Consider the following 21880-nt stretch of genomic DNA (forward strand, 5'->3'; position numbering starts at 1 on the left):
GTCGCGGGTCGCGGAGCAGCGGGCCGCCCTCACGGCCGCCGGCGCGGTCGCGGCTCCCGAGCTGCCGCTGCGCGCGCTCGCCGCGGTGTGCGCGGCGGCCGCCGATCGCGGCGGGCGAGCGGTCGGCGGGGACACCGGGCCGGTGCGCCTCGCGTCCGCCTCCGGCCTGCCCGTCGTCGGGCTGTTCGGGCCGACGGTCGCCGCGCGCTACGGGTACCGGGACGAAGCCGTCAACCTGCAGGGGCTGCCCGGATGCCCGGTGCGGCGGCCGACGGCGATCACCGAGCAGGAGTGCTGGTGGACCGGCCGCTGCCCGCTGACGGCCGACCACGAGCCGGCGTGCATGCGCGACATCCGCCCCGACGGCGTCCTCGCCGCGCTCACCGCCTGAGCACCTCTCGCGGATCCGGATCGATCGGCCGACACGCCGTCTCCGGAGGCCCCGAGCGCGGCGTGTCGCGAGTTCCATCCGGATCCGCGAGAGGAATCCGGATCCGCGAACCCCCGCGGGTCAGCTGCCGAATGCGACCGAGCAGGTCTGCTCCGCGGCGGTCTGGCCGCGCAGGCCGGCGAGGACGTCCGGATCGGCGGTCGCCGACGCGGAGGGGGAGGGGCTCGCGGTCGGCGACCCGGTCGCCTTCGCCGCCTTCTCGGCCTTCGACCTCTCGAGCTTCGTGCTGAGCCCCAGCGCGTCCTTGTCGAGGCGGATGGGCGCGTCCTGCTGCACGCGATCCATCAGGGTCGTCGCCAGCGCGGTGTTCGGCACCACCTTGTTCGCGTCGTACGGGTCCTCAGCCGACGGGTACTGCACGAAGACCATCCGGTCCAGGTCCACCGACTTCAGCGCCACGGCCATCCGCACCATGGTGTCCGGGTCGGCCAGCGACTCGGACAGGGTGATGCTGTCGGCGGTCGCGCTCGCCAGCTTGTAGAGCGTCGGGAAGTCCGACAGCGTGCCCGAGGAGGTCATCTTCCGCATCAGCGACGACATGTACGCCTGCTGGGACGCGATGCGGGACAGGTCGCTGCCGTCGCCGACGCCGTGGCGGCTGCGGAGGTAGGCGAGCGCCATCCGCCCCTTGACGACGGTGACGCCCTTCTTCAGCCGCAGGCCGGCGTCGGGGTCGTCGATCGCCTTGTTGACGCAGATCGGCACGCCGCCGACGGCGTCCGCCATCTTGACCGTGCCCTCGAAGGAGAACAGGGCGGCGTAGGGGATGTTCAGGCCGGTCAGGTGCTCCACCGTCGACACCACGCAGCTGAGCCCGCCGCGGCCGTAGGCGGTGTTGAGGGGCTGCGCGGACATCGCGGAGAACACCTCCCCCGTCTTCGGGTCGGTGCACTGCGGGTGCGGGATGACGAGGTCCCGCGGCAGGCTGACGACCGTCGCCCGCTTGTGGTTGGCCGACACGTGGATGAGGATGTTGACGTCGTTGAGCGTGCCGTCCCGGGCCTCGCCGAACGACTTCTGCCCCGGGGCGTTGTCCGCGCCGACCATCAGCACGTTGAACGCGCCGTCGATCGCGGCCACGCCGGGGATGGGCTCGTCGCCGAGGGAGACCGAGCCCTCCTTGAACTTCGCGCTGATGTGCCAGAGGCCGTAGGCGGCGACCGAGACGGAGCTGACGGCGAGCACGGTGACCATCACCAGCAGCGTCTTCGCGACGCCCGCCCAGATGGACCGCGTCGCGCCGACGGCGTGCCTCGCGGCGGCTCTGGCCTCGTCCTGCACTCGCGTCCCCTCGTGAAGTCGGTCGTCGAACGCCACGAGGGAGTCGTGGCCCGGATCGGAGGAACTGTAGGCACCCGTTCGCGTGTCGCCGAGGAGGCGCACCGGCGCGCCCCCGTGCTGCCCCCGGGCTGGGGGCACCCGCGACACGCGTGGCGCAGGAGTCAGCCGCGCATCCGCTGGTACGCGTCGAGCGCCTCCTGGCGGGACCGCTTCAGGTCGACGACGGGCGACGGGTAGTCGGGCGCGCCGCCGTCGAGCAGGTCGCCGTCGATCGTCCAGGGCTCGTGGCGGCCCTTCGCGTCGAGCCCCGCCAGCTCCGGCACCCAGCGGGCGATGTACTCGCCGGCCGGGTCGAACTTCGAGGCCTGCAGCACGGGGTTGAACACGCGGAAGTACGGCGCCGCGTCGGCGCCGGATCCGGCGACCCACTGCCACTGCGCCGTGTTGTTCGCCGGGTCCGCGTCTACGAGCGTGTCCCAGAACCACTGCTCGCCGATCCGCCAGTCGTAGCGCAGGTTCTTGATCAGGAAGGACGCGGTGACCATGCGCACCCGGTTGTGCATCCAGCCCGTCTGCCACAGCTGCCGCATCCCCGCGTCCACCAGCGGCACCCCGGTCCTGCCCTGCTGCCAGGCGCGCAGCACGTCGTCGTCCACCTCCGCCCACGGGAACGCGTCGAACTCGCGATGCACGTTCACGTGGTCGAGGTCCGGGTGGGTGTCGAGCAGGTCGTAGTCGAAGTCGCGCCAGGCGAGCTCGGCGAGGAACTTCTCCTTCACCGCTTCCGGAGCATCAGCGGCCTGCACCCGGTGCCACAGCTGGTAGGGGCTGATCTCGCCGAACTTCAGGTGGGGGGAGAGCCGCGAGCTCGCCTCCGCAGCGGGTCGATCGCGCTCCGCGGCGTACCGGCCGATCCGGTCGTGCACGAACTCGTCCAGCCGGCGCTGCGCCCCCTTCTCCCCCGGCAGCCAGGTCTCGGCGAGCCCGCCGGACCAGTCGGGCGCGGTCGGCAGCAGGCCGAGCGCGTCGAGCGCCTCCCCGCGCACGTCGCCGGGCCAGCCGTCGATCGCCGACGGCGCAGGCAGCGGCTGCCGCGGCGGGCCGCTGCGGAGCAGGGCGCGGTTGAAGGGGGAGAAGACGGAGAACCGCTCGCCGTCGCCGTTCAGCACGTCGCCGGGCTCGTGCAGGAGGGAGGCGAGGTGGTCGGTGACCGCCACGCCGTCCTGCTGCGCGGTGCGGCGGACGCGGTCGTCCTGCTCCCGCTCGCCCCGCAGGTACCGGCGGTTGATCATGAGCGCAGCCGCGCCGGTCTCCCGCAGGACCGCCAGCACCTCGTGCTCGGCGTCGCCGTGGCGCAGCAGCAGGCGCGCGCCGCGCTTCCGCAGCGACGCGTCGAGGGCGGCGAGGCTGTGGTGCAGCCACCAGCGGCTCGCTGCGCCGAGCGGCCGGCTGGGGGTGCCGGAGTCGTCGAGCACGTACAGGACGACGACGGGGCGGTGCGCGTCGACGGCCTCGCGCAGCGCGGGGTTGTCGGAGACGCGCAGATCGTCACGCAGCCAGACGACGACGGGGGCTTCGGGTGCAGCCATGCGGGCAACCTATCGGCGCCCCCTTCACGCCTCCTGGCGCCCCCGTTCAGCAACGGCCGACGGGAGGAGCACGGGGTCTCATGGAGCAGCGCGTTCAGCGCCGCGATGCGACGCAGCGCACGCCGCGAGGCGCCGCGGCCATGGGAAAGGGCCGGCCGCAGAGGCGGCGGCCGGCCCTCATCCCTTGCACCAAGAGTGTCCTGCAATCACACACGCCGTCCGCCACAGCAAACGTTCGACGCGAGAGCAATCTATAACGGTCAGGTAACGGTGCGCTAGCGCCCACGGCGTGTCGTAGCCATGGATCCGCTGAGAGCCGCCTAGGAGACCGCTGCCGTCCGGTTCCTCCCGCCCGATCGGCTCAGAACCGGTCGGGGGAGGGGCCCTCGCCGTACCGGATCACGACGTCCGCGTGGCGGTCGAAGCGGTAGCCGCCGCCGCGAACGGTCCGGACCACATCGCCGTACCCGCCGAGCTTGGCGCGGAGCCGGCGGACGTGCACGTCGATGGTGCGCTCGTTCGGCACCTCGGTCTCGTCGCCCGCCCAGAGGGTGTCGATGATCTCGGCCCGCGACACCGTGCGGCCCTCGCGGAGCACCAGGAACTGCAACAGCTCGAACTCGCGGTAGGTGAGCGGCGCGGTCTCGCCGTCGATCCGCAGCTTCTTGCGGCCGAGGTCGAGGGTCAGGCCGGTGCGGCGCTTCACGGCGGCCGCCTCCTGCTGCGGGGACGGCGCCTTGTCGGCGAGCGCGCGGCGCACGATGTCCACGTCGCGGCCGCCGGCGCCCGCCGGAGCCAGCGCGACGGCGGCGTAGGTCTCGGCGGTCGGCACGAGCTCGGCGGTGAGGCGACGGAGGGCGTCGACGAGCGCCGGGAGGTCGACGCCCGCGGCGCGGGCCTTCTCCTCGTCGACGCCGACGTAGAGGGCGAAGCCGCGGGCCTCGCTGCCTTCGGGCACGAGGCGGAGCGCGGCGCGCGACGCGGAGCGCTCGGTCGGACGGGCGGTGGACGCGGTGGGGACGGTGGTGAGCGACATGAGGTGTCGGATCCTTCGAATGCGGGCCGGAACGGCCGGGATGCTGAGCTGCGGGAGGAGCTGCGCGGTGGTGCGCAGGGGCCTGGGACGGATGCCCGGGCGGACGTCTACCGAGGGGTCAGCGACACATTCGGCGGTCGATGGGACCGCACATCATCGACTGCGAGGCCTGACGTGCCGGAACGGCGAGCGTGCAGCGCAGGGAGGACATGGCTGGCATCTTGGCGGCGTTCAGCGGACATGTCAACCACCGGCAGCGGCGGGCGGTGGCCCTACAGGTTCGCGACGGTGCCGTACAGCCGGTCGCCCGCGTCGCCGAGACCCGGCACGATGTAGCCCTTCTCGTTCAGCCGCTCGTCGAGCGCGCCGAGCACGATCGTGACGTCCCGGCCCTCCGTCGCCCGCTCGACCGCCGCCAGCCCCTCCGGGGCGGCGATCAGGCAGACCGCGGTCACGTCCCGCGCGCCGCGGTCGAAGAGGTACTCGATCGCCGCGATCAGGCTGCCGCCGGTCGCGAGCATCGGGTCGAGCACGAAGCACTGCCGCGCCGACAGGTCGGCGGGCAGGCGCTCCGCGTACACGGACGGCTCGAGGGTCTCCTCGTTCCGCACCATCCCGAGGAACCCGACCTCGGCCGTGGGAACGAGCTTCACCATCCCCTCGAGCATGCCGAGCCCGGCGCGCAGGATCGGCACGACGATCGGGGCGGGGGAGCTGAGCGCGAGGCCCTCCGTCGGGCCGACGGGCGTCTCGATCCGCACGGTGTCCGTGCGGACGCCGCGGGTCGCCTCGTAGGCAAGCAGCGTCACGAGCTCCTCCGCGAGCGCGCGGAAGGTGGGGGAGGGGGTGCCGCGGTCCCGCAGCACCGTCAGCTTGTGCGTCACGAGGGGATGGTCGGCCACGTGCACGCGCATGGTGCCAGGCTATCGACGCGCCCGTCCGGGCGGCACCGACCGGGAGGCGACTCGTGCTCGACGACCGCGCCGCGATGGGGCTCGCCCTCGAGGAGGCGGCGCTGGCGCCGCGCACCGGCGACGTGCCCGTCGGCGCGGCGGTGCTCGACCGGGAGGGGCGCGTGCTCGGGCGCGGGCACAACCTGCGCGAGGCGCAGGGCGACCCGCTCGCCCACGCGGAGGTCGTCGCGCTGCGCGCCGCGGCGGAGGCGGTCGGCGGGTGGCGGCTGGACGGCTGCACGCTCGTCGTCACCCTCGAGCCCTGCACGATGTGCGCGGGCGCGCTGCTCGCCGCGCGGATCGGCCGTCTCGTCTACGGCGCCTGGGACGACAAGGCCGGCGCGGTCGGGTCGGTGCTCGACGTGATCCGCGACCGGCGGCCGCCGACCGGCGTCGAGGTCGTCGCGGGGGTGCGCGCGGACGAGAGCGCCGCGATGCTGCGCGACTTCTTCCTGCCCCGCAGGACCTGAGTCAGGCGCGGCCGGTCACTCCAGCGCGCGGATGACGATCGCCTCCGTGGGCGTCGCCTCGTCCGCCGCCACGTCGGGCTCGACGTGCACGGCTGCGCCCGCCGGCGCCAGTCGTGCGACGGTCAGCTGCACGTGCGCGATCACCGTGGCGACCTCGGTGAGCGGCATCAGCGGGGGCAGCCCGACTCGCACCACCACGACCGCGCGCTCCGTGCCGTCCTCGTGCGCCAGCCGCACCACCGGCACGGTCCGCACGTTCCGCACCCGGCCGACCGCCTGGGCGATGGCCTGCGCCGCATCCGACCCGCTCATGCTGTGCACCTCCGTCGTGCGAACCGAGTGTAGGCGCGCGGCCCCGGACGTCTCCGGAAGACGTGGACGCATGCACGGAACGGCATGGTGCGATCGCCGCGGAGCGCATACGCTCCCCGTGTGGCGGACCTCTTCGACGTCATCGCGGATCCCACGAGGCGCGAGCTGCTGCGGGCCCTGCTCGCGCAGCAGGAGGCGCCCGACGGGTCCGGCGAGGCCAGCGTCGGCACCCTGGTCGCCGAGCTCGGTCTCAGTCAGCCGACGGTGTCCAAGCACCTGAAGACGCTGCGCGAGTTCCAGGTCGTCGCCGTCCGGGAGCAGGGCCAGCACCGGTACTACCGGCTCGAGCCCGCGAGCCTCGAGCCGATCGCCGCGTGGATCGGCGCGTTCGTGAAGCCGGCCGTCGCTGCCGGCGATCCGGTGCAGCCGGTCGTGGCGGAGGTCGCGCGGCTCGCCCCGGTCCATCCGCTCACGCCGAGGGCCCGGACCGCCGCCGTCCGCATCGGATCGACCGCCGCCGCGATCGTGAGCCGCGTGCGCCGCTGATCCGCCCTGGACCGCCGGGCGGGGGTCCCGTATCGTGGCCGGGGTCCGCACGCGGTGATCGACGTCGCTCGAGGAGGCACCCATGGCCGCACTCAGCGAGGCGCGCTTCCTCACCGTCGCGGAGGTCGCCGACATGATGCGGGTCTCGCGCATGACGGTGTACCGGATGGTGCACTCCGGCGATCTGCCCGCGATCCGGTTCGGCCGCTCGTTCCGGGTGCCGCAGTCCGCGGTGCAGGTGGCCATGTCGACGCACGTCGTCGACGTCTCCCGCTCCGCCTGACGCTCCGGTCCCGGCGCCCACCGGCGTCGTTCTAGACTGTCGGGGCTCTTCCGCGCCCCGACCCCGGTCGGCGTGGGCGATCCGGCAACGTGAAGGAGTCCCCTATGGGTTCGGTCATCAAGAAGCGCCGCAAGCGCATGGCCAAGAAGAAGCACCGCAAGCTGCTGCGCAAGACGCGTCACCAGCGCCGCAACAAGAAGTGACCCGCGCGGGTGCGCATCGGCCCGTCGGACGACGCGGCTAGCGCGCCCTCGACGCCGCGCGGACGCGTCTGCGCTCCGCCCGGATGCTCGCCGGATCGAGGGTTAGGACCCGCCATCCCGCGGAGCGCGCGTGCCGCTCGAGACCCCGATCGGGGTTGACGACGACGGCGGTGCCGACCGCGGTGAGCAGCGGCAGGTCGTTGATCGAGTCGCTGTACGCGTAGCAGTCCGCCGACGCGATGCCGTGGTCGGCCATCAGCAGCACGGCGGCACGGCCCTTCTCAGGCCCGTGCATGGTGCCTGCGGTGAACCGCCCCGTGAACACGCCGTTCTCGATCTCGAGCCCGCTGCCGATGCCGGCGGTCGCGCCGAGCGTGGCGGCGAGCTCCTGCGCCAGGAAGTCGGGCGTCGCCGAGATCAGGTACACCTCGTGGCCCGCGTCGAGGTGCGCCTGCAGCAGCGCCCGGGTCTCGGGCCAGATCCGCGGCTGCATGCGGCCGACGACCTGCGCGGCGAGCGCGTGGAGGCGGTCGGCCCGCTGCCCGGCCAGCAGCTGCATCCCGCGATCGCGCACCTCGTCGAGCACCGACAGCTGCTCGCCGTGCTTGCGGAAGCGCACCGTCTTCCAGCCGAACCGCGCCAGGTCGCGCACCGAGACGATGCCGAGCGATCGGGCGGCGCGGGCGAGGAACAGCAGGCTCGCGCCGTTCACCAGGGTCTTGTCGATGTCGAAGAACGCGGCGACGGGCAGGGGCCCTGATCCTCGGTCGGCGTCGCTCATCGCCGGTTCAGTGTAGATCCGGCTCCTCCGGGCGCGGCTTCTCCAGGTGGACCACGACGCCGTCCGTGCCGGTCCGGCGGTAGCCGGCGCGCTCGTACAGCGCCTGGTTCGCGGTGCTCCCCGCCCCGGTGAACAGCGCGAACCGGGTGACCTGCTGCGGCGCCACCGACTCGATGTGCGCGAGCAGCAGCCGGCCGAGCCCCTCGCCGCGGCGGTCGGGCGCGACCATGAGCCGGCCGATGTGCCACGCGTCCCCCTCCAGTGCCGCGCGGACCCCGCCGATCAGGCGGCTGCCGTCCCGCAGCACCCAGGCCGTGCCGATCCAGCCGCGCACGTCACCGAGGTCCTCGTGCAGCGGCGGGATGTCGAGCGTGCCGTTCGCGACCGCCTCCGTCACCCAGCAGCACCGCTGCAGCACCAGCACCTCCGGCGCGTCGTCCTGCGTGGCGGGCAGCAGCGTCGGCACGGGCATCCCGGCACGATACGGCGCGCCGCATCGGTAGCCTTGCGGAGGTGCTCACCCCCTCCCTCACGCTGATCGGCAAGCCGGGCTGCCACCTGTGCGACGAGGCACGGGAGGTCGTCGTGTCCGTCGTCGGCGGCCTCGCGGCGGAGGGCGTGCCGGTGCAGGTGGAGGAGCGTTCGATCCTCGACGACCAGGACCTCGACGTGCGCTGGCACGACGACATCCCGGTGGTGCTGATCGGCACCGCGCTGCACGACCGCTGGCAGGTCGACGCCGACCGGCTGCGCGAGGACCTGCTGGCCGCCGCCGACGTCTCCGCCTGAACCGGCGGGCCGGCTCAGGCGGTCGGCTCCACGCCCGACATCGCGGCCTTCCTCGTCTTCCCCCGGTCGTCGACCTCCTCGCCGCGCCACGCCTTGGCGGCGCTCCAGAGGACGCTGGCCGTCGGGGTGGAGAGGATCGCCCCGACGATGCCGCCGAGCAGCGAGCCGGCGGTCAGGGCGAGCAGGATCACCAGCGGGTGGAGCGAGAGCGTCTTGCCCATGATGATCGGCTGCAGGACGTTGCCCTCGACCTGCTGCGTGACGACGACCGCGATCGCCACCGCGATCGCCGGACCGACCCCGCCGAGCGCCAGCGCGACCAGCACCGCGACGACGCCGGAGACGACCGCGCCGACGACGGGGATGAAGGCGGTCACGAACACGAGCACGGTGATCGCCGGCCACAGCGAGACGCCCGCCACCAGCGAGGTGCCGCCGATGAACACCGCGTCGATCGCGGCGACGAGCGCGGTGCCGCGGACGTAGCCGCCCAGGACGCGGATGCTGTTGTGCCCGATCCGCTCGGCCCGCGCCCGGCGCTCGCCGTCGAACGGTCGGATGAGGAAGTTCCAGATCATCGGGCCGTCCTTCAGGAAGAAGAACAGCACGAAGATCAGCAGGACCAGCCCGGTCAGCAGGTTGCCCACCACGGAGAGCCCGGACAGGGCCGTGCTGTCGAACGCGCCGCTACTCAGGTAGGCGGTCGCGGCCTCCTGGGCCTGCTGGATCTGCTTCGTGTCGATCGGCAGCGACCCGTTCGACAAGACCGTCTGCAGCTGGCCGTAGCCCTTGGTCGCGCTGTCGACGAGGGTGTCGAGCTGGGATGCGACCGCGAGACCCACGATCGTCAGCAGCCCGACCAGCAGCCCGACGCCGAGCAGGAGCGAGATCAGCGCGGCGATCGGCGCGGGCACGCGGCGGCGCTTCAGCGCCCCGGTCAGCGGCGCGAACGCCGCCGCGAGGATCAGCGCGATGATGACCGGCAGCACGACGAGCTTGAGCGTGATCCCGGCGTAGACGAGCCCGGCCGCGAGCGTCACGACGATGATCGCCTGCAGGCTGCGCAGCGCGATGCGCCCGAACGTGTCCGCCCAGATAGGTGCGAGCCCCCGCGTCTGCGGGCCGTGGTCCAGCGGCCGCGACCGGTCGGCCTGCGCCTGCGACTCGCCGGCCGGCGCCCCCGGGCCGGCCGGGTCGTCGCGGGGGCCGGCGTCATCGGTCCGCTCCGGAGCCTCGTCGGCGCGGTCGGGACCCGGGGTAGCGGTCATGCGCGCCATCCTGACCGACGCGCCTGGGCGCACGGCAGACCCACAACGGGCGCCCAGGTAGGGCTCAGGGCTTCAAGCGGTTCGGCCCGCGGAACAGGTAGGTCGTCTCGCGGATGCTCGGGCGCTCCAGCAGCAGCATCAGCAGGCGGGCGAGCCCCATGCCGAAGCCGCCGTGCGGCGGGACGCCGTACCGGAAGAACTCGAGGTACGACTCCATCTCCGCGGGGTCGAGGCCCTTGTCCGCGACCTGCTCGAGCAGCACGTCGAGGCGGTGCTCGCGCTGCGCGCCGGTGGAGATCTCGGTGCCGCGGTAGACCAGGTCGTAGCTCTTCGTGAGCGACGGGTCGTCCGCGTACCGCAGGTGGTAGAACGGCCGGATCCCGGACGCGTAGTCCGTGACGAACACGAAGTCGTGGCCGAACTCCTCCTGCACGTAGGCGGAGATGCGCCGCTCGCCCTCGGGGTCCAGGTCGCCGTCGGCGCGCGGCACGATGTACCCGCGCTCGGCGACGATGCGGATCGCCTCCGCGAGCGGGATGCGCGGGAACGGCACCGTCGGCACCTGCACCGTGAGGCCGAGCAGCCGCTCGATCTCCTCGCCGTGCTTGGCGGCGACCGCCTGGAAGCCGGCGACGAGCACCGCCTCCTGCATCGCCATCACGTCCTCGTGGCTGTCGATCCAGCTGATCTCCGCGTCGATGGAGGTGAACTCGGTCGCGTGCCGCGCGGTGAAGGAGGGGTCGGCCCGGAACGCGTCCGCGATCTCGAAGATCTTCCCGAAGCCGGCGGCCTGGGCCATCTGCTTGAAGTGCTGCGGGCTCTGCGACAGGTAGGCGGTCGTCTCGAAGTACGGCACCTGGAACAGCTCCGCGCGGGACTCGGACGGGCTCGCCATCAGCTTCGGCGTGTGGATCTCGATGTAGTCGTGCTCGACCCACCAGGTGCGCAGGGCGTGCTCGAAGGTCGTCTGGATCCTGAAGACCAGCGCGTTCGCGGGGTTGCGCAGGTCGAGGAACCGGTGGTCGAGCCGCTTGTCGATGGAGGAGTCGGCGGCGACGGGCTGCTCGGGCTCGCTGGCCGACGCGACCGCGAGGGCGTCCACCTTCACCTCGATGCCGCCCAGCTTCACCCGCTCGTCGTGCTTCAGCTGCCCCTCGACCGCGACGAAGCTGCCGAGGGTGAGCGCGGAGATCGCGGTCGAGATCGCGTCGTCCCCCTCCGGCCGCGGCCGGACCAGCTGCAGCGCGCCCGACTCGTCGCGGAGCACGACGAACTGCACCTTCTTCTGATCCCGCACGGTCTCGACCCATCCCGCGACGGCCACTGGCCCGTCGTCGAGGGCGGAGAGCTCGCTGATCAGGGTGCGGTCCACGGGGCAGCAGCCTACCGACGGGGGATCCGGGCTCGATCCGGCACTTTTCTACGGCTTGTGGCGCTCGGGTGGAGACGCGCTCCCTACACTGCCGGGGTGGTCGCCAGAGCCCTGCACCTCGTCCGTCACGGCGAGGTGCACAACCCGGCGGGCGTCGTCTACGAGCGGCTCCCGGAGTTCCGGCTGTCCGCCCGCGGCGCGGCGATGGCCGCGACGACCGCCGACCGCCTCGCGGCCGAGCCGGTCACCCGGCTGATCGCCTCCCCGCTGCTGCGCACGCAGCAGTCCGCGCAGCCGATCGCCGACCGGTTCGGGCTGCCGATCGAGCCCGACGAGCGCACCATCGAGTCGTGGAACCGCTTCGCGGGCCGCGCGGTGAAGGAGAGCGTGCGGCGGCACCCGCAGGAGCTGCTGCTGTTCCGCAACCCCCTGCGGCCCACCTGGGGCGAGCCGTTCACCGCGGTGCGGGACCGGATGCGCTCCGTGGTGCTGGAGGCGCTGCGCGACGGCGACCCGGACCACGACGTCGTGATCGTGAGCCACCAGCTGCCGATCTGGATGGTGCACCGCAGCGTGGAGGGGGCGCCGCTCGCGCACGACCCGCGTCGGCGGCGCTGCGCGCTGTCCTCCATCACCTCGTTCGCGATCCGCGACGGCCACGTGGTGGAGATCGGGTACGAGGACCCCGCCGCGACCGTCGGCGCGGTCGACGAGGGCGCGGCGTGAGGCGCGGGCGGCTGCTGGCCGGCGGCGTCGCCGCCCTCCTGCTGCTCACCGGCTGCACGGAGGCGGGGGCGCAAGGCACGACGAGCGGCCCCGGGTACATCTCCGGCGACGGCACGATCACGGAGTGGGAGCACCCCACGACCGACCCGGTCGCGTTCTCGGGCACGACCGTGGAGAACACCTCCTTCTCCTCCGAGGACCACCTGGGCCAGGTCGTCGTCGTGAACTTCTGGTACGCGGGCTGCCCGCCGTGCCGGAAGGAGGCGCCGACGCTGAACACGCTGGCTGACGCGTTCAAGAGCGACGGCGTGCAGTTCGTCGGGGTCAACGTCAGCGACGACCGCGGGACGGCCGCGGGGTTCGAGCGGACCTACCGGTCGGCCTACCCGAGCATCGTGGACCAGGAGCAGGGCGCCGCCGTGCAGCTGGCCTTCGCGGCGAACCGCTCGCCGAAGGCGGTGCCGTCGACGCTCGTGCTCGACCGGAAGGGGCGCGTCGTCGCACGGGTCGTCGGCGGCGCGGACGAGTCCATCCTGACGACGCTGATCCAGGACGCGGTGGACGGGCAGGCCGCGTGAACCCCGCCGGCGGCCTGCTGCTCGGCGTGCCGGTCGCCATCGCGGCCGGCGCGCTGTCGTTCGCCTCCCCCTGCGTGCTGCCGCTCGTGCCTGGCTACCTCGGGTACGTCGGCGGCGTGGACCGCAGCGGCGACCGGGCGCGCGGGCGGGTCGTGCTCGGCGCCGCGCTGTTCGTGCTCGGCTTCTCGCTGGTGTTCGTGCTCACCTCCGTCGTGTTCGCGGCCGCCGGCTACGTCCTGCTGCAGTACCAGGACCAGATCACCCGGATCGCCGGCGTGGTCGTGATCGCGCTCGGGGTGGTGTTCATCGGCGGCCTCGGCCCGCTGCAGCGACGCCTCGCGCCGGAGTGGCGGCCGCGGACCGGCCTGATCGGCGCGCCGGTGCTGGGCGCGGTCTTCGCGGTCGGCTGGACCCCGTGCCTCGGGCCGATGCTCGCGACGATCAACTCGCTCGCGCTCACCAGCGGCTCGCTCGGCACCGCCTCCGTGCTCGCCGTCTGCTACTCGATCGGGCTCGGGCTGCCGTTCGTGCTGATCGCGATCGGCTTCGGCTGGGCCACCGGCGCGGTGGCGCTGCTGCGGCGGCACGTCCGCGCGATCAACCTCGCCGGGGGCGGGCTGCTCGTCGTGCTCGGCGTGCTCATGGTCACCGGCGTGTGGGGCGTCGCCGTCTCCGGGCTGCAGTCCTGGATGGGCGGCTATGTCTCGCCCATCTGACGCGCAGAACGCGTTCGCGGACGACGCCGCGGTCGTGAACCCCCGCCTCGGGTTCGTCGGCTGGCTGCGCTGGGCGTGGCGGACGCTCACGAGCATGCGGGTCGCGCTGCTGCTGCTGCTCGCCCTCGCCATCGCCGCGGTGCCCGGCTCGCTGATCCCGCAGCGCTCGAGCGATCCGAACGGGGTCATCCAGTACCAGCAGAGCAACCCCGGGCTCACGAAGGTCGTCGAGGCGCTGCAGGGCTTCGACGTCTACTCCTCCTTCTGGTTCTCCGCGATCTACCTGCTGCTCTTCATCTCCCTCGTCGGCTGCGTCGTCCCGCGCCTCCGGCACCACTGGACGGCGATGCGGAAGGCGCCGCCGCGCACGCCGTCCCGCTTCGCGCAGCTGCCGTCCTCCTCCACGGCCCACCTCGCCGGGGCGGGGGCCGCGGAAGCGGTCGACGCCGCCGAGCGCGTGCTGCGGCGCCTGCGCTACCGCACCGCCCGGTACGACGGGAGCGTGTCGGCCGAGCGCGGATACCTGCGTGAAACCGGGAACCTGCTGTTCCACTCCGCGCTGGTGGGGGTGCTCGTCGCGGTCTTCTTCGGCGGCGGGTTCACCTACACGGGGCAGAAGGTGCTGACGACCGGGGAGACGTTCGTCAACGGCCAGACGCAGTACGACTCGCTGACGCCCGGCCGGTTCTTCACGGACGACTCGCTGGCCCCGTACTCGCTGCGGCTCGACCGGCTCGACGTGACGTACGAGAAGCAGAACATCGACGCCCTCGGCCAGGCGATCGACTACACCGCGCACGTCACGACGCTGCTGCCGGGCGGCACGCCGCGGCAGGGCACGATCAAGGTCAACTCGCCGCTCGAGGTCGCCGGCACGAGCGTCTACCTGCTCGGCAACGGCTACGCCCCGATCATCACCGTGAAGAACGCGGACGGCTCGGTCGCCTTCCAGGGCGCCGTCCCGTTCCAGCCGCAGGACACGCTGATGACGTCCCTCGGCGTGGTGAAGGTGCCGGACACCACGGACCAGAGGAAGCAGATCGGCATGGTCGGGTTCCTGTACCCGACCGCGGCGGAGCGCACCGACGGCTCGTTCGCCTCCATCTTCCCGAGCGCCGGGACGCAGAGCCTGCTGTCCATGCAGGTGTTCGAGGGCGACGTGGGCCTGAACTCCGGCACGCCGAAGAACGTCTACGAGCTCGACACCTCCGGCATGAAGGAGGTCATGGGCATCAAGGACCCGCTGCAGCTGAGGATCGGGCAGACGAGGACGCTGCCCGACGGGCTCGGCAGCGTCACCCTCGACGGGATCACCCGGTTCGCCGCGTTCGACATCCACCACGACCCGTCGCAGGGCCTGGTGGCGCTGTTCGTCGCGCTCGCGGTCATCGGGCTGATCGCGTCGCTGCTCGTGCCGCGGCGCCGCCTGTGGGTGAAGGTGCGCGAGGAGGGGGACGGGATCGTCGTCGAGTACGCCGGCCTCGCCCGCGGCGACGACCCGAACCTCGCGCGCGCGGTCGCGGAGCTGGAGCGGGCGCATCGGGCCGCGCTGCCCGCCGCCTTCCGGGAGCCCGTCGATGCCTGACGTCGCAGGGGGTGCACGGCACCTGATCGTGCGCCGATCCCCGCAGCCGGGCGGCGCCGAGGCGCTTAGGCTGCTCGCGTGGTGAACCCGCTCGATCAGATCTCGGAGCTGCTGCTCGTCTCGGCGATCGCCGTCTACCTGATCGCCTTCATCGCCTTCGCGCTCGACCTCGCCCGGCGCTCGGCGGAGGCGCAGGCAGCGGTGCCGCTCGTCCGCGGCGCGGACCGCGTCGATGCGGCGGCCTCCGGCGCCACCGCCGTGCTGGTCGCGGCGCCGCCCGCGCCGCCCGAGGCCGATCGTCCGGTCCGCCGTCCCGCGGCCCGGACGGGCATCGCGCTGATGGCCGTCGGCCTGGTGCTGCACGCCGGCGCCGCGCTGCTGCGCGGGGTCGCCGCGGGCCGCGTGCCGTGGGCGAACATGTACGAGTTCGCGATGACCGGGGCGCTGATCATGGTCCTCGTCTTCCTCATCGCGCTGACCCGCGTCGACCTGCGCTTCCTCGGCGCCGCGATCTCCGGCTTCGTCGTGATCCTGCTCGGCATCGCGACCGTCGGCTTCCACGTCGCGGTGTCGCCGCTGCCGCCCGCCCTGCAGTCGTACTGGCTCGTGCTGCACGTGCTCGTGGCGATGCTCGGCACCGGCTTCTTCACGCTCGCGGCCGCGCTCTCCGCGGCCCAGCTGCTGCAGGTGCTGCGCCGCCGCCGCTCGGAGGCGGGCCGCGGCGAGCGCCTGCGGCTGCTGGCCACGATCCCCGACGCGGACCGCCTCGAGAACCTGGCGTACCGGATCAGCGTCGTCGGGTTCATCCTGTGGACCTTCACGCTGATCGCCGGCGCGATCTGGGCCAACCACGCGTGGGGCCGCTACTGGGGCTGGGACACCAAGGAGGTGTGGACGTTCATCATCTGGGTCGTCTACGCCGGCTACCTCCACGCCCGCGCGACCCTGGGCTGGCGCGGCACCGGCTCCGCCTGGCTGAACCTGATCGGCTACGCCTGCATCCTCTTCAACTTCGGCGTCGTGAACGTGTTCTTCCACGGCCTGCACTCCTACAGCGGCCTGCCCACGGGTACCGGCGGCAGCTGAGCGCTCCTGTCGGCGAGCACTTCAGCAGGAAGAACTCGCATCAGCAGGAAGATCCCGGCGGATTCTTCCTGCTGAGGTGAACTCCTCCTGCTGAAGTGCTCGGTTCTTCCTGCTGACGTGCTCCCCGGAGCCCTGTGGGACGCGGCTCAGCCGGCCAGCGCCGCGTGCGTGCGGCGGAGGCGGTCCGCCCACCACGCGGTGCGCTCGGCGTCCGCCGACCAGCGGTCGAGCAGCGCGAGGGAGGGGACGACCCGGCGCACGGGGATGACGCCGCCCTCCGGCCGCAGCGGGTCGTCGGTGACATCGGCGGCGAGCAGCGCCGCGGTGCCCAGCCCGCAGTCGTACGGCAGCCGCGGCAGCGCGGCCGCCAGGTGCGCCCCCATGCCGAGCCCGACGGAGGTGTCGAGCGCGGACGAGACGACCGCGGGCCTGCTGAGCATCCGCGCGAGGCCGAGGGCCGACTCGATGCCGCCGAGCGGCGCCGCCTTCACGATCACCACGTCGACCGCGGCGCCCGCGCGGTGCGGATCGGCCGACCGGCGGATCGACTCGTCCGCCGCGATCGGCACCCGCAGATCCTTGGTGCGGCGGCGCAGATCGACCAGCTCCTCGACCGTCGAGCAGGGCTGCTCGGCGTACTCGAGGTCGGCGGGGGACAGCAGGCGCAGCGCGCGCTCCGCCTCGTCGACGTTCCAGGCCGCGTTCGCGTCGACGCGGATCCGCCCCTCCGGCCCCAGCACGTCGCGCGCCGCGCGGACCCGGGCGACGTCGTCGTCGAGCGAGGAGCCGGGCTCTGCGACCTTCACCTTCGCCGTCCGGCAGCCGGGGAAGCGCGCCAGCACGCCCGGCACCTCGGCGGCGGGCACCGCCGGCACGGTCGCGTTCACCGTGATCTCGGTGCGGCGCGCGGCAGGCGGCCGCTGCCAGCCGTACTCGATCGCGGCGGCCAGCCAGCGCGCCGACTCCGCGTCGTCGTACTCCGGGAAGGGCGCGAACTCGGTCCACCCCTCGGGCCCCTCGAGCAGCGCGGCCTCCCGCACCGCGATGCCGCGGAACCGGGTCACGAGCGGCAGCGCCACCACCCGGATCGTCCCCAGCAGGTCGTCGACGTCCGGCAGCACCCGTCCATCCTCCGCCCCTACCCTGGGGCGCATGCCGGTCTCGGAGCTCTTCGACCCCGAGGCGTGGGTCCCATCCGAGGTCGGCGAGGGCTTCACCGACGTGACCGCGCACCGCAGCACGGACGGCCGCATCGTCCGCATCGCGATCGACCGGCCGGAGGTGCGCAACGCGTTCCGGCCTCGGACCGTCGACGAGCTGTACCGCGCGCTCGAGGACGCCCGCACCGACCCGGCGGTCGGCGCCGTGCTGCTCACCGGGAACGGGCCGAGCCCGAAGGACGGCGGCTGGGCGTTCTGCTCCGGCGGCGACCAGCGCATCCGCGGTCGCGACGGCTACCGGTACGAGGGCGAGACCGCCGGCCCCAGCGGCGGGCGCCTCCACATCCTCGAGGTGCAGCGGCTGATCCGGTTCATGCCCAAGGTCGTTCTCGCCCTCGTCCCCGGCTGGGCGGCGGGCGGCGGGCACTCCCTGCACGTGGTCTGCGACCTGACGATCGCCTCCGCCGAGCACGGCCGCTTCAAGCAGACCGACGCGGACGTCGGCTCCTTCGACGCCGGGTACGGCAGCGCCTACTTCGCCCGGCAGATCGGGCAGAAGAACGCGCGGGAGGTGTTCTTCCTCGCTCGCGAGTACTCGGCGCAGCGCGCCTACGAGCTGGGCGCAGTGAACGCCGTCGTGCCGCACGCCGAGCTCGAGGCGACCGGCATCGAGTGGGCGCGCGAGATCCTCGGCAAGTCGCCCACCGCGATCCGGATGCTGAAGTACGCGTTCAACGCCGTGGACGACGGGCTGGTCGGCCAGCAGCTGTTCGCGGGGGAGGCGACGCGGCTCGCCTACGGCACCGAGGAGGCGCAGGAGGGCCGCGACGCGTTCCTCGAGAAGCGGGACCCGGACTGGTCCGGCCACCCGTACAGCTACTGACGGGCGCGGCCTGATGCGGGACCTCGCGCGGATCGCCGCGCAGCCGGACGTCCTGGTCCCGGCCGTGCGGGCCGCGCTCGACGGCACCGGGCCAGCGATCCTGCCGGTCGACCCGGCGGCCGCCGCGTTCGAGGTCCCGGATCGGGTGCCGCTGCCCGTCGCGGTGGTGGTGCGCACCTCCGGCACCAGCGGTGAGCCGAAGGCGGTCGCGGTCTCGGCGCGCGCGCTGCTCGCCTCCGCGGCGGCGACCGGGAGCGCGCTCGGCGGGCCGGGCGCCTGGGTGCTCGCGCTGCCGGGGCACTACATCGCCGGGCTGCAGGTGGTCGTGCGGGCGATCGCGGCGGGCGGCGAGCCGCTGCCGATCCCGCCCGGACCGTTCACGGCGGAGGGCTTCGCGCGCACGGTGCTGGCGCTGCCGCCCGACCGGCGGCGGTACCCCGCGCTGGTGCCGACGCAGCTGCACCGGCTCGTCGCGGCCGCGGAGGCGGGCGACCACGAGGTCCGCGCGGCGATCCACGCGCTCGACGCCGTGCTCGTCGGCGGGGGGCGGCTCGCGGACGACCTCGCGGACCGCGCCGACGCGGTCGGCGTCCCCGTGCGCCGCACCTACGGCGCCTCCGAGACCGCAGGCGGCTGCGTCTACGACGGGGTGCCGCTGGCGGGCGTCGAGGTGCGGCTGCGCGACGGGGAGGCGCAGCTGTCCGGGCCGATGCTCGCCGAGGGCTATCTGGGGCAGCCCGAGCGGACGGCCGCTGCCTTCCTCGACGAGCCGGGCCGCCGCTGGTACCGCACGGGCGACGCGGGGGACTGGGACGGCGAGCGGCTCTCGATCACCGGACGGCTGGACGACGTGGTCGTCACCGGCGGCGAGAAGGTGTCGCTCGGGCTGGTCGAGCGGGCGGTGCAGGCGATCCCGGGCCTGCGCGACGCCCTCGTCGTGCGCGCAGCCGACCCGGAGTGGGGCGAGGTCCCGGTCGTGATCGCGACGACGGCGGTCGACCTGGCAGCGGTGCGGGGCGCGGTCGCCGCGACGCTCGGCCGGGCGGCCGCGCCCCGCCGGGTGGTGGTGGTGGAGGCGATCCCGCTGCTCGCCTCCGGCAAGCCCGACCGTCGCGCGCTCGCAGCCCTCGCCGCCTCCCGGGTTCCTCGTTAAGGCTGTTCTCCGGACACGCCGTCGCGCGGCGCTCCGGCAGCGGCGCGTCGTAGATCGGGCCTGAACGAGCAAGTCGGCATGCCCGACCTCTCTAGGATGTGCGGCCGTGGCGAAGGCGAGCACGACGAAGCGGCCCCCCGTGCGGAGGCGTCCCGGCGCGCCCCCGAAGGCGGAGGGGCGGCGCCGAGCCGGCGTCGGCGGCTGGATCGGCGCCGCCCGCCCCCGCACCCTGCCGCTGGCGATCGCGCCCGTCGCCCTCGGCACCGGCGCCGTCGCCACCGACCGGGAGTCGCTGGCCTTCGTCGGGGAGCACTGGTGGCTGCCGGTCCTCGCGCTCGCGGTCGCGCTGCTGCTGCAGATCGGCGTGAACTTCGCGAACGACTACTCGGACGGCGTGCGCGGCACCGACCGCTTCCGCGTCGGCCCGTCGCGGCTGACCGCCTCCGGCGCGGCGAAGCCCCGCACGGTGCTGGTCGTCGCCGTCGTCTGCTTCGCGCTGGCGGCCGTCGCGGGCCTGGCGCTCGTCGTGCTGACCCAGCACTGGTGGCTGCTCGCCGTCGGCGCGGCCGCGATCGCCGCAGCGTGGTTCTACACCGGGGGCAGGCGCCCGTACGGCTACGCCGGCTTCGGCGAGATCGCCGTGTTCGTGTTCTTCGGCCTCGCCGCCACCGCGGGCACCAGCTACGTGATCGCCGGCACCACGACCGCCGAGACGTGGTTCTGCGCGGTCGCGATCGGCTGCATCGCCGCAGCCGTGCTCGTCGTCAACAACCTGCGCGACATCGAGCAGGACCGCGCGGCGGGCAAGCGCACCCTCAGCGTCCGGATCGGCGCGCGCGGCAGCCGGATCCTGTTCGGCGTCCTCATGGCGGTGCCGTTCCTGGTCGTCGGCTACCTGCTGCTCTTCTACCCGCTGGCCGCGCTGGTCTTCCTGGTCCTGCTGCTCGCGGTGCCCGCAGTGCTGATCACCGCGACGGGCAGGACGGCGCGGGAGCTGATCCTCGCGCTCAGCCTGACCGGCATGACCGCGCTCGTCTACGGCTTGGGGCTGGCCGCCGCGCTCGTGCTCTGATCGCCGGCGTCCTCGGCCAGCTCGTCCTCGACCGTCTCGTCGGTGATCCGGCGGCGGGTGCCCGCGCGCTGCTGCAGGCCGGAGGCGAAGACGCCGCGCTGCCGGTCGAGCAGGATGAACGACAGCGCGAGACCGATGACCGCCGCGATCACCGCGGCGACGGCGAGGTTGCCGCTCAGGCCCCAGACGACGAGCAGCGGCACGACGAACACCAGCAGCCGCAGCGCCGAGTACGCCGCGAACGCGAGCGGGAGGGAGGGACGCCGGCCGGACATGACGCGTCGAGTGTAGGCGCGGGGCCGCAACCCGCTCCTCCACAGCGGATTCCAATGCGCTGGTCACCCCGTCGGCGCCGTGTCGGCCTGACGCGCACGTACAGTTGCCGCCATGGCGCGAGTCCTGGTGTTCGCGGCGATCGCGGCGACGGTGCTCGGCGTGTTCGCGATCGTCGACTGCGCGCTGACGGAGCGGCGCCGCGTGCGCGGCCTGCCGCGATGGGCCTGGATCCTTGTCGCCCTCCTGCTGCCGATCGCGGGTCCGCTGCTCTGGCTGCTCGTCGGCCGCGGCCCCTCCTCCCCGCGCCCCACGATCAGGGTGATGGGCCCGGAGGACGACCCGTCGTTCCTGCGGCCGTCCCGCCCGGCGCTGCCGCCGGTCGCGGACACGACGCGCTGGGAGGACCTCGAGCAGGAGCTCGCGAACCTGGACTCGGACGCCGACGACGACGGCGACGGAGGGCGTCGCTGACGCCCTACCCTCGACGGGTGGTCGGCTGCCGTGGGTGAGGCGTCGCCCGCCGGTGCCGCCGCCGCGCGGCTGCTCGGCCGGCTGGCCGGGCTCGGCCTGCGGCACGTCGTCGTCGCGCCGGGCTCGCGCTCCCAGGCCCTCGCGCTCGCTGCCGCGGCCCTCGATCGCGCGGGTGCGCTGCGCCTCCACGTCCGCATCGACGAGCGGGTCGCGGGCTTCACCGCGCTGGGCCTCGCGATCGAGACGGGCACGCCGGTCGCGGTCGTCGTCACCTCCGGCACGGCCGTGGCCGAGCTGCATCCCGCGGTGCTGGAGGCGCACCACGCGGGCGTGCCCATGCTGCTGCTCACCGCCGACCGGCCGGCGGAGCTGCGCGGCACGGGCTCGAACCAGACCACGGTGCAGCCGGGCGCCTTCGCCGCCGCCGTCGCCGAGGTGGTCGACGTGCCCGCGCCGCGCACGGCGCAGGACGTCGCGGCCGCGGAGGGGGTCGCCGAGCGCGCCTGGGCCGCGGCGATCACGACGCGGCAGCCCGTGCAGCTGAACCTCGCCTACCGCGAGCCCCTGTCCGGGGAACCCGAGCCGGTCGGACCCCTCGGCGGCCCCCTCGCCCTCGCCGCGCCTCCCGCCGCGCCGCTCGTGATCGAGCCCGGGCCGCGCACGGTCGTGATCGCGGGCGACAAGGCGGGTGAGCAGGCGGAGGCGTTCGCGCGGGCCGCGGACGCGCCGCTGCTCGCGGAGGTGTCGAGCGGGGCCCGGTTCGGCCCGCAGCTCGTCGGCGCGTACCGGCGGCTGCTGGACGACCCGCAGCTGGGCGGCCGCGTAGAGCGCGCCGTCGTC

General features: G+C 73.8%; 27 protein-coding genes. 16 read left to right on the forward strand and 11 right to left on the reverse strand.

The genetic code is table 11. The features are described from left to right. Positions 1-391: glycosyltransferase family 9 protein (locus tag ACFE60_RS08520; protein ID WP_375388422.1), on the forward strand; the 391-nt coding region annotated here is incomplete at its 5' end. Between the two features lie 120 nt (positions 392-511). Here ACFE60_RS08520 and ACFE60_RS08525 read toward each other — a convergent pair. From ACFE60_RS08525 to upp, 4 genes are all read right to left on the reverse strand, one after another. Further along, positions 512-1732 carry an LCP family protein gene (locus ACFE60_RS08525; RefSeq protein ID WP_375388423.1) on the reverse strand — a complete coding sequence of 407 codons (1221 nt, stop codon included), beginning with the start codon at positions 1730-1732 and terminating at the stop codon, positions 512-514. A gap of 161 nt (positions 1733-1893) precedes the next feature. Further along, entirely contained in the window at positions 1894-3321 is a 1428-nt protein-coding gene (locus ACFE60_RS08530) for a cryptochrome/photolyase family protein (protein WP_375388424.1), read from the reverse strand. Positions 3322-3682: 361 nt separating this feature from the next. Beyond that, on the reverse strand, positions 3683-4357 hold the full coding sequence (locus tag ACFE60_RS08535; RefSeq protein WP_375388425.1) for a winged helix-turn-helix domain-containing protein: 675 nt from the start codon (positions 4355-4357) through the stop codon (positions 3683-3685). 272 nt (positions 4358-4629) lie between these two features. Then, a complete protein-coding gene (gene upp, locus ACFE60_RS08540) occupies positions 4630-5271 on the reverse strand; it encodes a uracil phosphoribosyltransferase (RefSeq protein ID WP_375388426.1) in 642 nt (213 codons plus the stop codon). Positions 5272-5324: 53 nt separating this feature from the next. Between upp and ACFE60_RS08545 the strand changes: the two genes are divergently transcribed. Continuing rightward, the gene (locus ACFE60_RS08545) at positions 5325-5780 is read left to right on the forward strand and encodes a nucleoside deaminase (RefSeq protein WP_375388427.1); all 456 of its coding nucleotides are present in this window, start codon (positions 5325-5327) and stop codon (positions 5778-5780) included. Between the two features lie 15 nt (positions 5781-5795). On the opposite strand, the gene ACFE60_RS08550 is transcribed toward ACFE60_RS08545, so the two are convergent. After that, the gene (locus ACFE60_RS08550; RefSeq protein WP_375388428.1) at positions 5796-6092 is read right to left on the reverse strand and encodes a hypothetical protein; all 297 of its coding nucleotides are present in this window, start codon (positions 6090-6092) and stop codon (positions 5796-5798) included. 120 nt (positions 6093-6212) lie between these two features. Between ACFE60_RS08550 and ACFE60_RS08555 the strand changes: the two genes are divergently transcribed. The 3 genes from ACFE60_RS08555 to ACFE60_RS08565 all read left to right on the forward strand — a co-directional run bounded on the left by ACFE60_RS08555 (position 6213) and on the right by ACFE60_RS08565 (position 7124). Then, positions 6213-6638 (forward strand): ArsR/SmtB family transcription factor, encoded by a 426-nt coding sequence (locus ACFE60_RS08555; RefSeq protein WP_375388429.1) that lies wholly within the window; start codon positions 6213-6215, stop codon positions 6636-6638. Positions 6639-6720: 82 nt separating this feature from the next. Then, positions 6721-6921, forward strand: coding sequence for a helix-turn-helix domain-containing protein (locus tag ACFE60_RS08560; RefSeq protein ID WP_375388430.1), 201 nt, complete (start codon positions 6721-6723; stop codon positions 6919-6921). 104 nt (positions 6922-7025) lie between these two features. Then, positions 7026-7124 (forward strand): 30S ribosomal protein bS22, encoded by a 99-nt coding sequence (locus tag ACFE60_RS08565; protein ID WP_003792170.1) that lies wholly within the window; start codon positions 7026-7028, stop codon positions 7122-7124. 37 nt (positions 7125-7161) lie between these two features. Here the strand turns inward: ACFE60_RS08565 and ACFE60_RS08570 are convergent, their stop codons facing one another. Next, positions 7162-7905, reverse strand: a complete 744-nt coding sequence (locus tag ACFE60_RS08570) for an HAD family hydrolase (RefSeq protein WP_375388431.1) — start codon at positions 7903-7905, stop codon at positions 7162-7164. A gap of 7 nt (positions 7906-7912) precedes the next feature. Further along, entirely contained in the window at positions 7913-8377 is a 465-nt protein-coding gene (locus tag ACFE60_RS08575) for a GNAT family N-acetyltransferase (RefSeq protein ID WP_375388432.1), read from the reverse strand. A 41-nt stretch (positions 8378-8418) separates the two neighbouring features. Between ACFE60_RS08575 and ACFE60_RS08580 the strand changes: the two genes are divergently transcribed. Further along, complete coding sequence (locus tag ACFE60_RS08580) at positions 8419-8694, forward strand: glutaredoxin family protein (protein ID WP_375388433.1); 276 nt, start codon at positions 8419-8421, stop codon at positions 8692-8694. A 14-nt stretch (positions 8695-8708) separates the two neighbouring features. Here the strand turns inward: ACFE60_RS08580 and ACFE60_RS08585 are convergent, their stop codons facing one another. Next, entirely contained in the window at positions 8709-9962 is a 1254-nt protein-coding gene (locus ACFE60_RS08585; RefSeq protein ID WP_375388434.1) for an AI-2E family transporter, read from the reverse strand. 64 nt (positions 9963-10026) lie between these two features. Next, positions 10027-11322, reverse strand: a complete 1296-nt coding sequence (gene aspS, locus ACFE60_RS08590) for an aspartate--tRNA(Asn) ligase (protein ID WP_375388447.1) — start codon at positions 11320-11322, stop codon at positions 10027-10029. Positions 11323-11430: 108 nt separating this feature from the next. Here aspS and ACFE60_RS08595 point away from each other — a divergent pair, with 108 nt between their 5' ends. From ACFE60_RS08595 to ccsB, 5 genes are all read left to right on the forward strand, one after another. Next, positions 11431-12060 (forward strand): histidine phosphatase family protein, encoded by a 630-nt coding sequence (locus tag ACFE60_RS08595; protein ID WP_375388435.1) that lies wholly within the window; start codon positions 11431-11433, stop codon positions 12058-12060. Further along, positions 12057-12638, forward strand: coding sequence for a TlpA family protein disulfide reductase (locus tag ACFE60_RS08600; RefSeq protein ID WP_375388436.1), 582 nt, complete (start codon positions 12057-12059; stop codon positions 12636-12638). Before ACFE60_RS08595 ends, ACFE60_RS08600 begins: the two co-directional genes overlap by 4 nt. After that, complete coding sequence (locus ACFE60_RS08605) at positions 12635-13354, forward strand: cytochrome c biogenesis CcdA family protein (RefSeq protein ID WP_375388437.1); 720 nt, start codon at positions 12635-12637, stop codon at positions 13352-13354. The genes ACFE60_RS08600 and ACFE60_RS08605 overlap by 4 nt, the downstream gene beginning before the upstream one ends. Then, complete coding sequence (locus ACFE60_RS08610; RefSeq protein ID WP_375388438.1) at positions 13338-14939, forward strand: cytochrome c biogenesis protein ResB; 1602 nt, start codon at positions 13338-13340, stop codon at positions 14937-14939. The genes ACFE60_RS08605 and ACFE60_RS08610 overlap by 17 nt, the downstream gene beginning before the upstream one ends. A gap of 78 nt (positions 14940-15017) precedes the next feature. Further along, on the forward strand, positions 15018-16025 hold the full coding sequence (gene ccsB / locus ACFE60_RS08615; protein ID WP_375388439.1) for a c-type cytochrome biogenesis protein CcsB: 1008 nt from the start codon (positions 15018-15020) through the stop codon (positions 16023-16025). Between the two features lie 146 nt (positions 16026-16171). Here ccsB and ACFE60_RS08620 read toward each other — a convergent pair whose 3' ends face one another. Then, positions 16172-17146, reverse strand: coding sequence for an o-succinylbenzoate synthase (locus tag ACFE60_RS08620; protein WP_375388440.1), 975 nt, complete (start codon positions 17144-17146; stop codon positions 16172-16174). A 31-nt stretch (positions 17147-17177) separates the two neighbouring features. Here ACFE60_RS08620 and ACFE60_RS08625 point away from each other — a divergent pair, with 31 nt between their 5' ends. The 3 genes from ACFE60_RS08625 (at position 17178) to ACFE60_RS08635 (ending at position 20293) form a co-directional block, all read left to right on the forward strand. Beyond that, positions 17178-18068: a 1,4-dihydroxy-2-naphthoyl-CoA synthase gene (locus ACFE60_RS08625; RefSeq protein ID WP_375388441.1), complete on the forward strand. Its 891-nt coding sequence runs from the start codon at positions 17178-17180 to the stop codon at positions 18066-18068. A gap of 13 nt (positions 18069-18081) precedes the next feature. Continuing rightward, a complete protein-coding gene (locus tag ACFE60_RS08630) occupies positions 18082-19221 on the forward strand; it encodes an AMP-binding protein (protein WP_375388442.1) in 1140 nt (379 codons plus the stop codon). Positions 19222-19327: 106 nt separating this feature from the next. Beyond that, positions 19328-20293 (forward strand): 1,4-dihydroxy-2-naphthoate polyprenyltransferase, encoded by a 966-nt coding sequence (locus ACFE60_RS08635; RefSeq protein WP_375388443.1) that lies wholly within the window; start codon positions 19328-19330, stop codon positions 20291-20293. Here the strand turns inward: ACFE60_RS08635 and ACFE60_RS08640 are convergent. Beyond that, positions 20257-20568 (reverse strand): DUF4229 domain-containing protein, encoded by a 312-nt coding sequence (locus tag ACFE60_RS08640; protein ID WP_375388444.1) that lies wholly within the window; start codon positions 20566-20568, stop codon positions 20257-20259. The two genes, ACFE60_RS08635 and ACFE60_RS08640, sit on opposite strands and share 37 nt — an antisense overlap. A 112-nt stretch (positions 20569-20680) precedes the next feature. On the opposite strand from ACFE60_RS08640, the gene ACFE60_RS08645 reads away from it, so the two are divergent. Both ACFE60_RS08645 and ACFE60_RS08650 read left to right on the forward strand, forming a co-directional pair. Then, on the forward strand, positions 20681-21040 hold the full coding sequence (locus ACFE60_RS08645; RefSeq protein WP_375388445.1) for a PLD nuclease N-terminal domain-containing protein: 360 nt from the start codon (positions 20681-20683) through the stop codon (positions 21038-21040). 30 nt (positions 21041-21070) lie between these two features. Continuing rightward, on the forward strand, positions 21071-21880 hold an 810-nt coding region (locus ACFE60_RS08650), incomplete at its 3' end, for a thiamine pyrophosphate-binding protein (RefSeq protein ID WP_375388446.1).

It is taken from the genome of uncultured Amnibacterium sp., assembly GCF_964245895.1.
Lineage (GTDB): Bacteria > Actinomycetota > Actinomycetes > Actinomycetales > Microbacteriaceae > Amnibacterium.

Bases quoted from the DNA above. Each gene is read 5' to 3' on its own strand.
- ACFE60_RS08530 (WP_375388424.1), bottom strand. From the start codon at position 3,321: ATGGCTGCACCCGAAGCCCCCGTCGTCGTCTGGCTGCGTGACGATCTG.
- ACFE60_RS08535 (WP_375388425.1), bottom strand. From the start codon at position 4,357: ATGTCGCTCACCACCGTCCCCACCGCGTCCACCGCCCGTCCGACCGAG.
- upp (WP_375388426.1), bottom strand. From the start codon at position 5,271: ATGCGCGTGCACGTGGCCGACCATCCCCTCGTGACGCACAAGCTGACG.
- ACFE60_RS08550 (WP_375388428.1), bottom strand. From the start codon at position 6,092: ATGAGCGGGTCGGATGCGGCGCAGGCCATCGCCCAGGCGGTCGGCCGG.
- ACFE60_RS08560 (WP_375388430.1), top strand. From the start codon at position 6,721: ATGGCCGCACTCAGCGAGGCGCGCTTCCTCACCGTCGCGGAGGTCGCC.
- ACFE60_RS08565 (WP_003792170.1), top strand. From the start codon at position 7,026: ATGGGTTCGGTCATCAAGAAGCGCCGCAAGCGCATGGCCAAGAAGAAG.
- ACFE60_RS08570 (WP_375388431.1), bottom strand. From the start codon at position 7,905: ATGAGCGACGCCGACCGAGGATCAGGGCCCCTGCCCGTCGCCGCGTTC.
- ACFE60_RS08575 (WP_375388432.1), bottom strand. From the start codon at position 8,377: ATGCCCGTGCCGACGCTGCTGCCCGCCACGCAGGACGACGCGCCGGAG.
- ACFE60_RS08585 (WP_375388434.1), bottom strand. From the start codon at position 9,962: ATGACCGCTACCCCGGGTCCCGACCGCGCCGACGAGGCTCCGGAGCGG.
- ACFE60_RS08610 (WP_375388438.1), top strand. From the start codon at position 13,338: ATGTCTCGCCCATCTGACGCGCAGAACGCGTTCGCGGACGACGCCGCG.
- ACFE60_RS08625 (WP_375388441.1), top strand. From the start codon at position 17,178: ATGCCGGTCTCGGAGCTCTTCGACCCCGAGGCGTGGGTCCCATCCGAG.
- ACFE60_RS08630 (WP_375388442.1), top strand. From the start codon at position 18,082: ATGCGGGACCTCGCGCGGATCGCCGCGCAGCCGGACGTCCTGGTCCCG.
- ACFE60_RS08640 (WP_375388444.1), bottom strand. From the start codon at position 20,568: ATGTCCGGCCGGCGTCCCTCCCTCCCGCTCGCGTTCGCGGCGTACTCG.
- ACFE60_RS08645 (WP_375388445.1), top strand. From the start codon at position 20,681: ATGGCGCGAGTCCTGGTGTTCGCGGCGATCGCGGCGACGGTGCTCGGC.